Raw genomic sequence first — 13,738 nt, 5'->3', positions numbered from 1 at the left:
ACGAGTGCGACTGGCGGGCTAAAACAGCGTCAAAAACGGAGTTTCCGCCCGCTGAAGCAATCTCGCTCACGTTGCATTTCTCCTGACGGTGTGCAGGATCTTGCACGCAATGTGTGCAAAGCATTGCACGCTGACCGCGAATGAACATGACCCTTCAACCACGCAAACCCGATGTTTGACAACCACGATGGCCCCAGCGTCAGGCGATTCGCAGCGGTGCTGGCACTGTTGAGCCTGACAGCTTTCGCGGTCACCGCGTCCATGCTGTACCACGTGCATCATGAACAAGAAATCTTTGCCAAACTGACCCAGCACTTGCCAAAGAGTGATCTCGAGGCCGCTCGAGAATTGTCAGGCGAACTCAGTCTGCAAGGCGGATTGTTGGTCTTGTTGGGGCTGAACACAATCGGAACCGCGGTCGCGTTTGCTTGGGTCGTGCGAGGTTACCTGACCAGCGAACGGACTTTGGAAGACGTCAAAGTTTATTCAGCAGACGTGCTGGCCAGCATGGACGCCGGAGTGATCACCACCGATCGCAACGGACGGATGACCAGTATCAACCCGAGCGGAAAGCAGTTGGTCAGTTGCGACGAAGAACATCTGGGGCGAACGTTGGAATCGCTCGGAAAGCGGCACGCGTTGCTAGCCGAGATTCGCGAAGACGTCGCGACTTATCATCACCCGATCCGCGACCGCGACTACAACCTCGACAATCAAGGCCATCGTCAAACGCTGCGAGCCGGGTGCACTCTGTTGAGAAATCGAAGGGGTGAGGAGATCGGCACCGTCCTGCACGTGCGGGATGTGTCGGAACGAGCCTTGATGGAAGAACGTCTCCGCCGGATGGAACGTTACATGGGTTTGGGATCACTCGCGGCGGGTTTGCAGCACGAAATCAAAAATCCGCTCAGTGCCTTGTCGCTGCATATTCAGCTGCTTTGCGAGCGATTGGAAACAACCACGCAGGACGCGGAAGTTGATGAACTTCTGGACGTTTTGCACACTGAGATCCGCCGCATCAATGATGTTCTGGATGGGTTTCGCAATTACGCTTCCACCAACGAAGTTGGCCGGACATCAGTGGACGTGGCGATTCTGATCGAACGATTGGTGCGTTTGCTGCGTCCGCAAGCTGAGCAGCAATCGGTGAAGCTAGACGTGCAGCTTCCCGCTGAAATGCCGGGACTGATCGAGGGTGATTCCGTGGGTCTTGAACAAGTCCTGCTGAACTTGGCGCTCAACGGAATGGCTGCGATGACTGACGGAGGAAAGCTTACATTCCGACTCAGTCGCCAAGACGAGTTTGTTCGGATCGATGTGCGTGACGAAGGCATCGGCATTCCCGAAGAAATTCGGTCTCAGATTTTTGACCCTTACTTCACGACTCGCAACAACGGCACTGGCATGGGGTTGGCCTTGTGTGACAAGATCGTTCGCCAGCACGATGGCAGCATCGATTTTCGGGTGATTGAGAACACCAATCCCGACTCCGACCACTCCGTTTTGGGTACCGAGTTCACGGTCCTCCTTCCACTGAGTCAATCAGCATGAACCGCAGCGAATTTTCGGTACTGATCGTCGATGATGAACCCAACATTCGTTCGGGGCTTCAGAAAGGATTGGTCAACGAAGCGGATCGAATCGAAACCGCTGCCAACGCGGAAGAAGGCTTGGCGACGTTCGAATCCGGTGTTTACCAGTTGGTGATCGCCGATGTTCGACTGGGTGGCGGCATGGACGGAATCGAATTGCTGGGGCGAATTCGGCACCTTGATCCGGAGGTGGCCGTCATCGTCATCACCGCCCACGGCACGGTTGAAACCGCCGTCGATGCGATGCGTGCTGGCGCGTTTGATTTCATCTCCAAACCGCTCGATCTGAACTTGGTTCGGCAACAGGTTCGAAAGGCCCGCGAACACCGAGAGCTGCGTCAGGAAAATCAATCGCTGCGAACTCGGTTGGCCGACGCTGGTGAGTTGTCAAACATCATCGGTCAGTGTGCCGCGATGCAGGACGTGTTTCATCAAATTCGGCAGGTCGCCGCGACCGAAGCCACCGTGATGATCCAGGGCGAGAGTGGTTCGGGCAAAGAATTGGTGGCGCGAGCGTTGCATGATTTGAGCGACCGAAGCGGTGGGCCATTTGTGGCGGTCAACTTGGGAGCAATGCCCGAGACTCTTCTCGAGAGTGAATTGTTCGGCCACGAGAAAGGATCGTTCAGCGGCGCTTCGCGGCAAAAACCAGGTTGCTTTGAGCAGGCGACCGGTGGAACATTGTTCCTCGACGAAGTCACCGAAATGTCAGCGAAAAGCCAAGTCGATTTGCTGCGGGTGTTGGAGTCACGTCGCTTCACGCGAGTCGGCGGTGAGAAGTTGTTGGAAACCGACGTGCGAGTGGTTTCCGCCACCAACAAATCGGTGCCAGAGCTGATTCAAGACGGCACCTTTCGCGAAGACCTTTACTACCGATTGAATGTCATTCCAATCGAAGTGCCTTCGCTTCGGCAGCGTCGCGATGACATCCCTTTGTTGATCGAACACTTCCTTCAACACTTCTGCACGCGTCATGGTCGGCCGATGAAACAGATCGCTCCGGACGCCATGCGTGTGCTGGTCGGAGCCCAATGGCCGGGCAACGTTCGGCAGCTTCGCAATTTGGTCGAGCGTTTGGTGGTGACTCACACCGGCGACGTGATCGATTCAAACGAACTCCCCGCCGATTTGCAGCCCGCTACAACGGATCGAGGGGCAAAGACGCTGCCTGCTTCGCTCAGCGAAGCGGTCGAAAACTGCGAACGTGAGATGATCTCGACCGTTCTCGCCGAATGTGACTTCCACCGAGAGAACACTGCCAAACGGCTGGGGGTCAGCGTCCGGACACTCCACTACAAAATGGGACGCTACGGTCTGCATTGAGTCGTGCAATTCTTTGCAGGTTTCACGCAATCGTTTGCACGTTCACCGGGTGGATGCACCGTCGAAGCGGAGACTCTCTGCGTTTTCTAGAAAATTGAGATCGGTTTTTCCCCGGAAAACGCTGGCAAAATGAGCGAACTGCCCCAGGTCGCGCGGGTCGGAATGTTGGGTTGGTACGACGCCTGCAATTGAGTGCGTTGACCTCTGCAATGGCAGTGGTTTTCAATCAATTCGCAATGCCGACTTCATGATGAATGCACCTTCGGATTCTTCGACCGCCAGCATGGATAACTCACCCCGCGGTGACATCAGCGGGTTCAAGCGGTTTCTAAAAGACGATTTGATCGCCGGCGGTTTGGTGTTCTTGATCGCCCTGCCACTCTGTTTGGGGATTTCACTCGCCTCTGGGTTCCCAGCGATCGCCGGTGTGTTCACCGCGATTGTCGGTTCGATACTGACGACCTTTTTGAGCAACAGCGAGCTGACCATCAAAGGTCCCGCGGCCGGGATGATCGTGATCGTATTGGGTGCCGTGAATAGCTTTGGCTACACCGCCGGAGTGGACCCCGTCGCTGACATGCAAGCGTACAAAATGGCTCTCGCGGTTGGTGTTGTGGCCGGCCTGGTTCAGATTGCATTCGGGTTGCTGCGAGCGGGGATCCTTGGCGACTTCTTCCCGACCGCTGCGGTCCACGGAATGCTGGCGGCGATCGGCGTCATCATCATGGTCAAACAACTTCCCATCGTGGTCGGGCAAACCGCCAGCGGTGAACCACTCGAGATTTTGCAGGAGCTGCCGCACCTTTTGATGAATGCGAATCCCGAGATCGCGTTGATTGGTGGCGTGTCGCTGCTGATCTTGTTTGGTTTGGCATTTTTGAAGAGTCGAACCAGCGACGGTTTCATCAACAAGGTGCCCGGTCCATTGGTGGTTCTGTTAGTCGCGATTCCGATGGGAATGGTGATGAACCTGAGCAGCGATCACACATACACACTGATGGGAAAAGAATTCGCGGTTGGTGAGAGCGACTTGGTAACCGTGCCGTTCAACTTGTTTGGTGCGATCACCTTTCCTGACTTTGGCGTTTTCCTGAACAGCGAAACACTTCCAGCGGCTTTGGGCTGGGTTCTGATGTTTGCGTTGATTGGTTCACTGGAATCGTTGCTTAGCGCCAAAGCGGTCGACATGTTAGATCCCCACAAACGAAAGACCAACTTGGACCGAGACCTTTGGGCGGTTGGTGTTGGCAACATGGCGGCCTCGTTGATTGGTGGTTTGCCCATGATCTCGGAAATCGTCCGCAGCAAAGCCAACATTGATAATCAGGCCAAGACCCGTTTCGCGAATATGTGGCACGGAGTTTTCCTGCTAGGATTCGTCGCTTTGTTGCCTGGTTTGATTCACAACATTCCACGAGCAGCATTGGCCGCGATGCTGGTCTTCACCGGCTTTCGTTTGGCATCGCCCAGCGAATTCCGAAGTGTTTACCGTGTTGGCCGCGAACAATTGATCATTTTCGCGACAACGTTGGTTGCCGTCCTCGCAACGGATCTGTTGATTGGGATTGCGATCGGCATTGCCACCAAGTTTGCCATTCACATGATCAATGGAGTACCTCTGCGATCGTTGTTTGTGCCGACGTTGGAGTTCGATGAAGCTTCCGAAACGGAAGTCAACGTTCACGCGGGCGATTCGGCCGTGTTCAGCAACTGGATCGGTTTTCGGCGTCAGGTCGTCGAAAAAAGCCTCAAACAAGGCAAAAACTGCACCGTCGACTTCAGTGAAGTTCATTTGATCGATCACAGCGTGATGGAAAAATTGCACGAACTCGAAGGCGAATTCGCTCGCGAAGGGATTGAATTGAACGTCGTTGGGATGGATCATCATCAACCGTTCTCACGACACCCGATGGCTGCTCGAAAGCGATCTCTCGTGAGTCATTGATTCGATCCTTTTGCCCCCTCCGACGTCATGACGCGTCTCTTCGCGGGAACTCCGTTCGATATTCCTCCGACCTGCGATTTGTGCGGTCAGAAGGAATCCGAGTGCAAATGCACACCCCAGCAAAAGGCCGAGGCCGAAGCCCAACAGCAGCGGGAAGCCGACCGGTTGCCGCCGGAAAAGCAAACCGCACGGGTTCGATTGGACCGGCGCAAAGGTGGCCGAACCGTAACGCTGGTCGAAGGTTTGACGTCCCGCGCGAATGATTTGCCAGACTTGCTTGGAACGTTGCAGTCCGCATGCGGTGCGGGCGGCACGGTGAAAAAGGCGGACGATTTGATCGAACTGCAAGGTGACCACGTCGAACGCGTGCGGCAGAAACTGGGCGAGATCGGCTATCGTCTCAAGAAGTGATCGGACGTCAGGAGGCGGCGGATGGTTTCCAACCTTGCCTGGCTCGTTTCGGTGAGGTTGGGTCTTGCTTGCAGATAGCGTTGTTCCTCGGCCAATCGCTGCAACAACTGTTCGTCTTTTCGCAACAGAAACCACGGCCCGAACATCAGGCCCATGGACTCATCCAAACCAGCCCGGTCTAGCTTCTGATAGACGGGATCGGGTGAAGATCCGGATCGTCTGAAAACCAGCACTTCGAAACGCCGTTTGATGCCGGTGCACTTTTCATCTGTCAACCAATAGCCGTTGTCTCTGGCCCATTGTCGGACCGAGTCGATTGCCTTGTTGGGTTGCAACACGATTTGTTGAGGCAGTCGGTTTGGATGCTCACTGAGAATGCGAACGATGGATTGGCCACCCATGCCACAAATGCTCAGCGAGTCAATTTCATTCTTCTCAATGACGTCCATCCCATCGCCAAGTCGAACTTCCGCGTTCAGTCGTTCCAAGGTGGCGGAGGAATTCTGATGCGGTTGCGGTTTATTCTCCACCGCGATGCCTCGTTCGATCCGCCTGGCTGACAACAGAGCGGCGAGCAGATGACCATGATCCGACCCAATGTCGGCATGGACCTTTCCTCGGATCTCTGCCGCAACCAGTTTGAGGCGGGCATCAAGTCGAGGCATAGCAATTCAAAGAGTTTGCGTTCGCAACGCAGCACGATCGTTCAGGAAATCGCGAAGCTCTTGGGCCAATTGGCCTGCTGATTGGGGGCGTTCCTCGGGATCGTCGGACAGGCATCGAGAAAGGATGGATTCGAGTTTTGGGTTGAATTTGGGATTGATCTCGGTCGCCGGTCGCGGATCGGTGTTCGCAATCGCATCGATCGTTTCTTCGCGGCTCAGCGACAGCGCACCGTGCGGGTGCTCTCGAAGCAGAAACAGATAAAGCATCGTTGCGACGGCGTAAAGGTCCGATCGATGATCCACGCTGTTGGCGTCACCGCGGGCTTGTTCCGGTGACATGTAAAGTGGCGTTCCCAGGACAGCCCCATCGTGGGTGCTGTTTGCCGAGACGGGTGATTTGGTTCGGAACATGGATTTACTCAATCCAAAATCAACCAGTTTGGGTTGCTCATCGGGACCCACCATGATGTTGGACGGTTTCACGTCTCGATGGATCACACCATGATCGTGCGCGTGCTGTAAGGCATCGCAAACCATCGCCATCATCTCGATAATGCGAGTCGCACGCGGAGATTCCCGAGCGATGTAGTTCGCTAAAGACTCGCCGTCGATCAATTCCATCGCATAGTAAGCCAAGTCGCGTTCTAAGTGGCTCGCATAGATTGTCGCAATTCCAGGATGATCCATTTTTCGCATCACCTGAATTTCGCGAGCAAACCGTTCGAAGACCAAATCGGTTGCCAGATCCGCGCGGATGATTTTGATCGCGGCCGGTTTGCCCGAGGCGCGGTGCATGCCTTTCCAAACGGTTGCAAAGGCCCCGCGTCCAATCAGATGATCAATGTCGAAACCTTCGATTTGAGGTTTTGTCCATTTCATCGGTGGAACGGCTTCAACAATTCGTCTCGCTGCGGTCAAGCGACTCTTTAGAAGCGGCGCGACAATCGGTTTGGTGAGGTAGTCGTCGGCACCCGCGTCCAACCCCTGAATCATGTCTTCATCACGATCGCGACTGGTAAGCAGAATGATATAGGTGAATGGGTTTTCGGGATCTTGTTTGATCCGGCGACAAATTTCGACGCCTTCCATCCCTGGCATCAACCAATCGAGCAACGCCAAACGAGGCGGGTCATCGGACTGCAAAAGCTCATAAGCCTCGTTGCCATCCGAAGCCAACTCGATCCGGTAGCCCCAGTTTTCGACAGCTGCCGATATCAGGTTTCGCCAAACTGGATTGTCGTCAGCGATCAGCAATTTCATAGTGTTTCGTTTCCGGGGTGTTCTCTTCCGGATGAAGAACGCAGAAACTTCTTTAGTTCAGTTTGGGCCAAATCGAAGGCACTGACGAGTGCTTTCATTTGATTGTTGAAAAAATATGATGCCTTCTCTTCAGACGTCTCCCATGAAGGAAAGGTTTCCAACCTGTCGGCGATTTCTTGCGCCCGCGTCGCACCAATTGCCGAGGCGGTTCCTTTTAACGTGTGCGCGGCTCGAGCAATTTGAGTCGAATCACCCACTTCGATGGCCTGTCGCAGCCTTTGCATTTGCGGTGGCAATTCATCGGTGATGGTTTGGACTAACATCGCGAGCACCTGCAAGTCACCACCGACATTGTGAAGGATCACCTCGCGGTTCAATGGCTCAGCCGATGAATCGTCAACATTGGTTGAAGGCGCCTTTTCGATTGGTTGAGCCGGAGAAACCAAGTCGTCTTGATCGTCGGTATGAGACTCGAACGATTCGATTGTTTCAAACAACACTTCAGGCGGATAGGGTTTTGTGAGGCAATCATTCATCCCGGCGTCCAAGCAGCGTTGTCTGTCTTCACGCATGGCATGGGCGGTCAACGCGACAACGGGAACGTCGCTGGCTGGAGAAGGCAAATCGTTTCGAATGATCTGGGTGGCTGTTAAACCATCGATTTCCGGCATTTGCACGTCCATCAGCACTAGGTCAAATGAATGCAATCGGAGTTGCTCAATGGCGTCTCTCGCGTTGGAAACGGACGTCACCCGATGCCCTCGTGAACGCAGCATGGTTTCGGCGACGGTGCGGTTGATGGCGCCATCTTCGACTAGCAATAGCTCACGTGGTTGATCGCACTGCCCAAATGATTTCGTGGGCGTCTCGACAGGTTGAGTCTTTGCTATCTCATGGGATGCCACTCCATTGGTCGTTCGCAACGGGATGTCGAAGCGAAAGCTGCTGCCTTCGTTTGGAACACTGCTGACCTGCAGACGCCCACCCATTAACTCCACCAATTGCGAACTGATCGACAAGCCCAACCCGGTTCCGCCGAAACGCCTTGTCGTGGATGAGTCACCTTGGGTGAATGCCTCAAAAATCTTGGACTGCTGCTGTTCCGTCATGCCGATACCGGTGTCGGTGATCGTGAACGCGATGCGAGACCCTCTTGAATCGGATGTGTCCAACGTCGTCGCGTCATGTGTCTCGTTTTCGACGGTGACGGTCACTCGGCCTTGTTCGGTGAACTTCAGAGCGTTTCCAACCAAGTTGATCAGGACCTGACGAAGTCTTGTGGGGTCACCGACGATGACTTCGGGAACACCGACGGGCGGTTGGAACTGCAGATCAACCTCTTCGTTTTTGAGATTCGCAACGGCGTGCATTGTTTGGCTGAGAAGATCCATTAGTTCAAACGGGACGGACTCCAGCGTCATCTGTCCCGAATCAACTTTCGAAAAATCAAGGATGTCGTTCAGGACCGTGAGCAGACCTTTTGCTGAGGTCTGAATCATATACATGTAGTGTCGTTGTTGCTCATCGAGCGAACTTCGGTTCATCAGCTCGGCGGTTCCCAAAATGCCGTGCATGGGCGTTCGAATTTCGTGGCTCATGTTGGCCAGGAATTGGTTCTTGATGACGGCCGCCTGCCGGGCCTGTGCGGCGGCTTGGGTGGCCAAATCTCGCTGGTCCTGCAGCAGAGCTTGGTTGCGCTGTTGGGCAACGATACCCGCCTTCAGCATTCCTATGCTGGTGACTGCACCTAGAAACAACGTGATGAGTGCGGCAACGATTCCCATCGCACCGAGACGGGTGAGGACGATTGAACGGATGTAGTTTTGGGCTGGGAAATCGACTCCAACCAACCCCTCAACGTTCCCGTCAGCATCAAACAATGGCGCGTATGCGGAAACCCACACTCCCCAGCGGTCCACACTGGGTTGATTGCCAAAGGTTGTTGTGCCGCGGAAGGCTTGTTCGATTTGTTCGACACTTCTGTCGTAGAAGATTTCGCCGATCTCTGTGCGACTTTCTCGAACGCCTTCAATCTTTCCATCACCGCTGTAGTCCGTTTCCGAGTCGACGATGATTTTGTAGGGATGCCCGTCGTTATTTTCGCGTTCGGGCAACGGGCGGGTGTACAAATCCGACTCTCTGATTCGTCGCATGGTGTAGATGTCGGTGACTTGTGGGTTGACCGACAACCAACGCTTTTGTGCTTCGATCATGCCAAGGTATTGCGGATCATCCGGGGACGTTTGCTCGTCGATGTTCGCATGACCAAGCTGTTGCAGTTCCGCAGCATAGGTTGGTGCAATTCCGAAAACTTGTTGTCGCATCCGCGATCGCTGAACACGGTCGGCGGTTTCGACCGCGATGAAACCTCCGATCAGCAACAATACGAGAATGCAGAATGACAATTTCGTGTGCAGGCCCGATCCGATTGCCTCGGGAGAGGTGGACGATTCCGGGTGTGTCGTGGAAGGCGGCGGCATGGCCCGCCGGACCCGCGAAAGGATGGAGGAGTGCCCGACTAAGAACACGATGGTGAATAAGGCGTAGTCGATGCGATATTCGTACCACGCTTGTCCCATCGGTCAGTTGCCCTGTGCGGGGGCGAGCGTGTGTAACACCAGCATGCCGACTCCTGCGAAGAGTGCGATCGTGTAGATCAGCACCACGATTGACCAGAGGATTCGTTGCCACGCAAAGAAGTTTGGGTTTCGCCACAAGAGCGGAATACCAAAGGCACCAGTCACAAAGAATAAAACCGCCAACGTTGCGACGGGGCGATTGGACCACTGAGCCGCGTCGTCGTTGTTGGCACCGTTCAAGTAAGCCGGTGCAACCGTTCCTGGTTGAATCACGATCGAACGATGAACACCATCGGAGACGCCACGCTTTTGCTCCGCTGACGAGTCAACGCCTTCGTTCGGCGACGGGATTTCCAGGTTCGCTTCGGCGGAAGTCATCCAGACGATCTCGCTAAGGAAGTTTGTCGACGGCGGCACCGGCGGATGTTTCCGCCAATCGACTTTGTGCGGTGGCAACGAGTGGTTCGACAGCCGCGTTGGATCCGTACAGTTCTTCGATGCTGTACCAGATCTTTCGCGCCGCGATGGTTCGCCCTTCAACGAACATCCGGTCGGCTTCTTTCAACCGGTCCGTGATGATCCGGGCGGCTTCGGTTTGGTTGGTGTCAGCCTGTGAGATTTGTGCGATGCGGTTGCGGGCGAGATTGACCAAAGGTTTGTATTGTTCTTCGTCGCCGAGCACCGTGATCATCGATTGGTACTTGTCGACCGCGGTGGCATTGTCACCGAATGTTTCGTACCTCATGGCTTCGGCAACGAGGCGTTCGGCTTCGTTCTGGAGCGGCAAGTTGCGATTCATTTTGACTGTCAAAGCGTGCTCCGCCTCGACCATTCGCACGCGGTCGATTTGTTCGGCAGCCCATTCGGAATGTTCTCCATCCGGGAACTGAGCTAACATCGGTTCCAGGTAGCTGATGCGAGCTTGCGACATCGATGAGCGTGTGTCTTGTGCAAGCAACTCCTCCGCTTCGTTTCGCATCTTTGATTCGTTCATTGGCCAAGCGACCCAAACCAGTATGCCAATCAAAACGGCCAGAATTGGTAGCAGCACCAACGCTTGATCATGCCACGGTGTCGCATCCGGAATCGAATCCACTTCAGCTTCGATTTCTTTTCGCCCCAACAACTTGCGGGCTTCTTTGCGATCCGCATCGTCGGTCACCGACAGCGGGCTGAAACCACTCGAGGCATGCTCGGCGACGCCACTGCGAGACATTGAACGCTTGCGGACTTCGGCTAGCTGAAGCTTGGCCGCGGCAGCCGACACGGGACGCTGACCGGGATCTTTGTTGAGCAACTGCATCACCAATCGATCCATCCACACGGGGCATTCCATCACGGTGGAAGCCACGGAAGTTGGCGACTGATATTTCAGATTGCTGGTGACTTCTTGAACGGTGGAACCGGTGATCGGCGGCGCACCGGTGAGTGCCTCGTAAAGCAACGCACCGAACAGATAGAGATCGGTGCGGGTCGTCACCGGATCGTTTGGCGTGGGAGCCTCCGGAGCCGATCGCATCATTTGACCGATCGATGGTGGACGCGAAACGTGGTACGGGCCGCTTCGAAAGGGCGGCGTCCCGTCGACGTCGCGAACGTCGATCAACACGGGACTCAACCCGGCGATGATGACTTTGTCAGGGGTGAGTCTTCCGTGAACGATGTCGCGGTCGTGCAGATACATCAACGCATCGATCAAAGGCTCCGCGAGTTCGAGAACCGATTCCCAAGGCAACCGACCTCGACGCTGAATCTCCTCTGCCAAGGTGGATCCTTCGACCAATTCATGAGCTAGGTAGGCTTCCGACTCTTCGAAGCCGCCACCGTAGCATTTGACGATAGCTGGATGATCGAGTCGTTTGAGGCGATCCCACTCTTCCGCGAAAGCCTGTCGTGATTCTTGGGTTCCGCCAAATGGCATTTGGAAGACGCGAACGGCCACCGCTTTTCGCATCTTGATGTGCACGGCACGCCAAACACGCGCGTCCCTCGCCGACGGATCGGGACCCAGCGGGGATTCAATGGCGAGCGGACCGAGACGACTGCGAGGCATGAGGCAACGAACGAAAACGGAATGGAAAAAACACCTTCTCTATCATACCCACGTCATGGAAGATTGGGTCGGGAAGTGTGTCAGGCTCCCACGTTTAACCCGCCAAAACGACGTTGTCTGCCGGCAAACTCGTCCAAAGCCGCCTGGAAGTCGTCTCGCTCGAACTCGGGCCAGCATTTCGGGGTGAAGTACAATTCGGCATAGCTGATTTGCCACAGCAAGTAGTTGCTGATTCGGATGTCTCCGCCTGTGCGAATCATCAAATCGACGTCAGGCAGTCCCGCCGTGTCCAGCGATTCATCCACCAGCGACTCAGTGATCTCGTCGATGGACCGCTTGCCGTCGCGGACTTGCTGAGCGAGTTGCCGAGTCATTCGAGTCAGTTCGTCGCGTCCGCCGTAGTCGACGGCCAGGACCAGTTCCGTGCCGGTGTTGTTCTCGCTCACCGCCTGCGTTTTAGCAATTTCTTTCAGGACTTCATCGCTCAGCCGGTCGCGTCTTCCGATGAAACGCAATCGCATATTCTGATCGCGAATGGTTCGTCGTTCCTCAACGAGATACTGCTGCAGCAGGTGCATCAAGAAGTCAAGTTCAGCCTGCGGCCGTTTCCAGTTCTCACTCGAGAGGCAATACAACGTCAGTGCGTCGAGTTTCAGTTCGCTGGCCATTTCCGTGACCGTTCGCACCGTTGTGACGCCTCGTCGGTGGCCTTCGATGCGAGGTAAATCGCGTGCTTGGGCCCAACGGCCATTGCCGTCCATGATGATCGCCACATGGCGTGGCCCGCCGGGTATCGTCTGGGGCTGGGTTTCGGCGGTGCTCATGTCTCGACCTTTTCTTTCAAGTTCTATGTCCCTGCGCGAAAGCGCGGGTCAGACTTGCATGATTTCGGCCTGTTTCGTCTCAAGCTGGTCGTCGATGAGGGTGATGAAGCGGTTGGTCAGGTCCTGCACTTCGCCCTCCCAGATTTTCTGGTCATCCTCAGACATCGCACCGTCGTTCTTGGCTTTCTTGATCTGATCCATCCCGTCGCGACGGATGTTGCGGATCGAGACGCGGGCGTGTTCGGCATATTGGCCCGCGACCTTGGTTAGCTGGGTGCGGCGCTCTTCGTTCAGCTCAGGGATCGGCAGCATGATGATGGTGCCATTGAGCTGCGGGTTGATGCCCAGACCGGATTCACGGATCGCCTTTTCGACCTTGCCGACCAGCGCCTTGTCCCAGACATTGATGGTGACCATGCGTGGCTCGGGCACGTTGACGGTGCCCACCTGGTTGATCGGCGTGCTGCTGCCATAGGCGTCGACCATCACAGGCTCCAGCATAGAGGCGGACGCGCGGCCTGTGCGCAAAGAGGCAAATTCGGTGCGCAGCGATGCGATTGCGCCGTTCATGCGCCGCTCAAGATCGTCTGTGTCCAGCATAAAATCGTCTGACATGATGTCCCCGGTGGTTTTGTAACTATCTAGATTTGAACCGATATAACGCGATCAAGCCCCCCTTGTATAGGGAGCCCCGCATCTATCGTAGGTTGGGGCCTAGCCCTGAACCCGTGTGTATGTGCCCTCGCCCGCGAGAATCCCCTTGAAGCCGCCCGGTTCGTCCAGAGAGAAGACGATGATCGGCAGGTTGTTGTCGCGCGCCAAGGCGATGGCAGAGGCATCCATGACCCCCAAGCGCTTTTGCAGCACATCGTCATAGCTCACGTCATCATAGCGGACCGCATCATCGAATTTGGCGGGGTCTTTGTCATAGACACCATCGACCTTGGTGCCCTTGAAGATCGCTTCGCAGGCCATTTCATTGGCGCGCAGCGTCGCGGCGGTATCGGTGGTGAAATAGGGGTTGCCGGTGCCCGCGGCAAAGATGCACACGCGCTTTTTCTCAAGGTGGCGCACGGCGCGGCGGCG

12 protein-coding genes are annotated in these 13,738 nt (G+C 55.5%); 4 read left to right on the top strand and 8 right to left on the bottom strand.

The genetic code is table 11. From position 1 onward, the window contains the following. Positions 1 to 171: 171 nt before the first annotated feature. The 4 genes from B2R17_RS15400 to B2R17_RS15385 all read left to right on the top strand — a co-directional run bounded on the left by B2R17_RS15400 (position 172) and on the right by B2R17_RS15385 (position 5,271). On the top strand, positions 172 to 1,551 hold the full coding sequence (locus tag B2R17_RS15400) for a two-component system sensor histidine kinase NtrB (protein WP_008665352.1): 1,380 nt from the start codon (positions 172 to 174) through the stop codon (positions 1,549 to 1,551). After that, positions 1,548 to 2,915 (top strand): sigma-54-dependent transcriptional regulator, encoded by a 1,368-nt coding sequence (locus B2R17_RS15395; RefSeq protein ID WP_008665354.1) that lies wholly within the window; start codon positions 1,548 to 1,550, stop codon positions 2,913 to 2,915. The genes B2R17_RS15400 and B2R17_RS15395 overlap by 4 nt, the downstream gene beginning before the upstream one ends. Before the next feature lie 247 nt (positions 2,916 to 3,162). Further along, positions 3,163 to 4,860, top strand: a complete 1,698-nt coding sequence (locus tag B2R17_RS15390) for a SulP family inorganic anion transporter (protein ID WP_008665356.1) — start codon at positions 3,163 to 3,165, stop codon at positions 4,858 to 4,860. A 27-nt stretch (positions 4,861 to 4,887) separates the two neighbouring features. Then, positions 4,888 to 5,271 carry a translation initiation factor gene (locus B2R17_RS15385; protein ID WP_008653307.1) on the top strand — a complete coding sequence of 128 codons (384 nt, stop codon included), beginning with the start codon at positions 4,888 to 4,890 and terminating at the stop codon, positions 5,269 to 5,271. On the opposite strand, the gene B2R17_RS15380 is transcribed toward B2R17_RS15385, so the two are convergent. From B2R17_RS15380 to B2R17_RS15345, 8 genes are all read right to left on the bottom strand, one after another. After that, positions 5,253 to 5,936 carry a class I SAM-dependent methyltransferase gene (locus B2R17_RS15380; protein WP_008665358.1) on the bottom strand — a complete coding sequence of 228 codons (684 nt, stop codon included), beginning with the start codon at positions 5,934 to 5,936 and terminating at the stop codon, positions 5,253 to 5,255. The two genes, B2R17_RS15385 and B2R17_RS15380, sit on opposite strands and share 19 nt — an antisense overlap. A gap of 6 nt (positions 5,937 to 5,942) precedes the next feature. Next, positions 5,943 to 7,196 carry a protein kinase domain-containing protein gene (locus tag B2R17_RS15375; protein WP_007334318.1) on the bottom strand — a complete coding sequence of 418 codons (1,254 nt, stop codon included), beginning with the start codon at positions 7,194 to 7,196 and terminating at the stop codon, positions 5,943 to 5,945. After that, positions 7,193 to 9,775, bottom strand: coding sequence for an ATP-binding protein (locus B2R17_RS15370; RefSeq protein ID WP_286764681.1), 2,583 nt, complete (start codon positions 9,773 to 9,775; stop codon positions 7,193 to 7,195). Before B2R17_RS15370 ends, B2R17_RS15375 begins: the two co-directional genes overlap by 4 nt. 3 nt (positions 9,776 to 9,778) lie before the next feature. After that, entirely contained in the window at positions 9,779 to 10,153 is a 375-nt protein-coding gene (locus tag B2R17_RS15365; RefSeq protein WP_008667591.1) for a hypothetical protein, read from the bottom strand. A 13-nt stretch (positions 10,154 to 10,166) separates the two neighbouring features. Further along, positions 10,167 to 11,828, bottom strand: a complete 1,662-nt coding sequence (locus B2R17_RS15360) for a serine/threonine protein kinase (RefSeq protein WP_286764680.1) — start codon at positions 11,826 to 11,828, stop codon at positions 10,167 to 10,169. 80 nt (positions 11,829 to 11,908) lie between these two features. Then, positions 11,909 to 12,652: a polyprenyl diphosphate synthase gene (gene uppS, locus B2R17_RS15355; RefSeq protein ID WP_286764679.1), complete on the bottom strand. Its 744-nt coding sequence runs from the start codon at positions 12,650 to 12,652 to the stop codon at positions 11,909 to 11,911. A gap of 48 nt (positions 12,653 to 12,700) precedes the next feature. After that, positions 12,701 to 13,267: a ribosome recycling factor gene (gene frr, locus B2R17_RS15350; protein ID WP_286764678.1), complete on the bottom strand. Its 567-nt coding sequence runs from the start codon at positions 13,265 to 13,267 to the stop codon at positions 12,701 to 12,703. Between the two features lie 99 nt (positions 13,268 to 13,366). Beyond that, on the bottom strand, positions 13,367 to 13,738 hold a 372-nt coding region (locus B2R17_RS15345; RefSeq protein WP_414707337.1), incomplete at its 5' end, for a uridine monophosphate kinase.

The organism is Rhodopirellula sp. UBA1907 (assembly GCF_002337565.1).
Taxonomy (GTDB): Bacteria; Planctomycetota; Planctomycetia; order Pirellulales; family Pirellulaceae; genus Rhodopirellula; species Rhodopirellula europaea.
The sequence above is the reverse complement of the archived record's forward strand: the minus strand, read 5'-3'. Positions and strand labels throughout refer to the sequence as shown.

Bases quoted from the DNA above. Each gene is read 5' to 3' on its own strand.
- uppS (WP_286764679.1), bottom strand. From the start codon at position 12,652: ATGAGCACCGCCGAAACCCAGCCCCAGACGATACCCGGCGGGCCACGC.
- B2R17_RS15390 (WP_008665356.1), top strand. From the start codon at position 3,163: ATGATGAATGCACCTTCGGATTCTTCGACCGCCAGCATGGATAACTCA.
- B2R17_RS15360 (WP_286764680.1), bottom strand. From the start codon at position 11,828: ATGCCTCGCAGTCGTCTCGGTCCGCTCGCCATTGAATCCCCGCTGGGT.
- B2R17_RS15400 (WP_008665352.1), top strand. From the start codon at position 172: ATGTTTGACAACCACGATGGCCCCAGCGTCAGGCGATTCGCAGCGGTG.
- B2R17_RS15365 (WP_008667591.1), bottom strand. From the start codon at position 10,153: ATGACTTCCGCCGAAGCGAACCTGGAAATCCCGTCGCCGAACGAAGGC.
- B2R17_RS15370 (WP_286764681.1), bottom strand. From the start codon at position 9,775: ATGGGACAAGCGTGGTACGAATATCGCATCGACTACGCCTTATTCACC.
- B2R17_RS15380 (WP_008665358.1), bottom strand. From the start codon at position 5,936: ATGCCTCGACTTGATGCCCGCCTCAAACTGGTTGCGGCAGAGATCCGA.
- frr (WP_286764678.1), bottom strand. From the start codon at position 13,267: ATGTCAGACGATTTTATGCTGGACACAGACGATCTTGAGCGGCGCATG.
- B2R17_RS15375 (WP_007334318.1), bottom strand. From the start codon at position 7,196: ATGAAATTGCTGATCGCTGACGACAATCCAGTTTGGCGAAACCTGATA.
- B2R17_RS15385 (WP_008653307.1), top strand. From the start codon at position 4,888: ATGACGCGTCTCTTCGCGGGAACTCCGTTCGATATTCCTCCGACCTGC.
- B2R17_RS15395 (WP_008665354.1), top strand. From the start codon at position 1,548: ATGAACCGCAGCGAATTTTCGGTACTGATCGTCGATGATGAACCCAAC.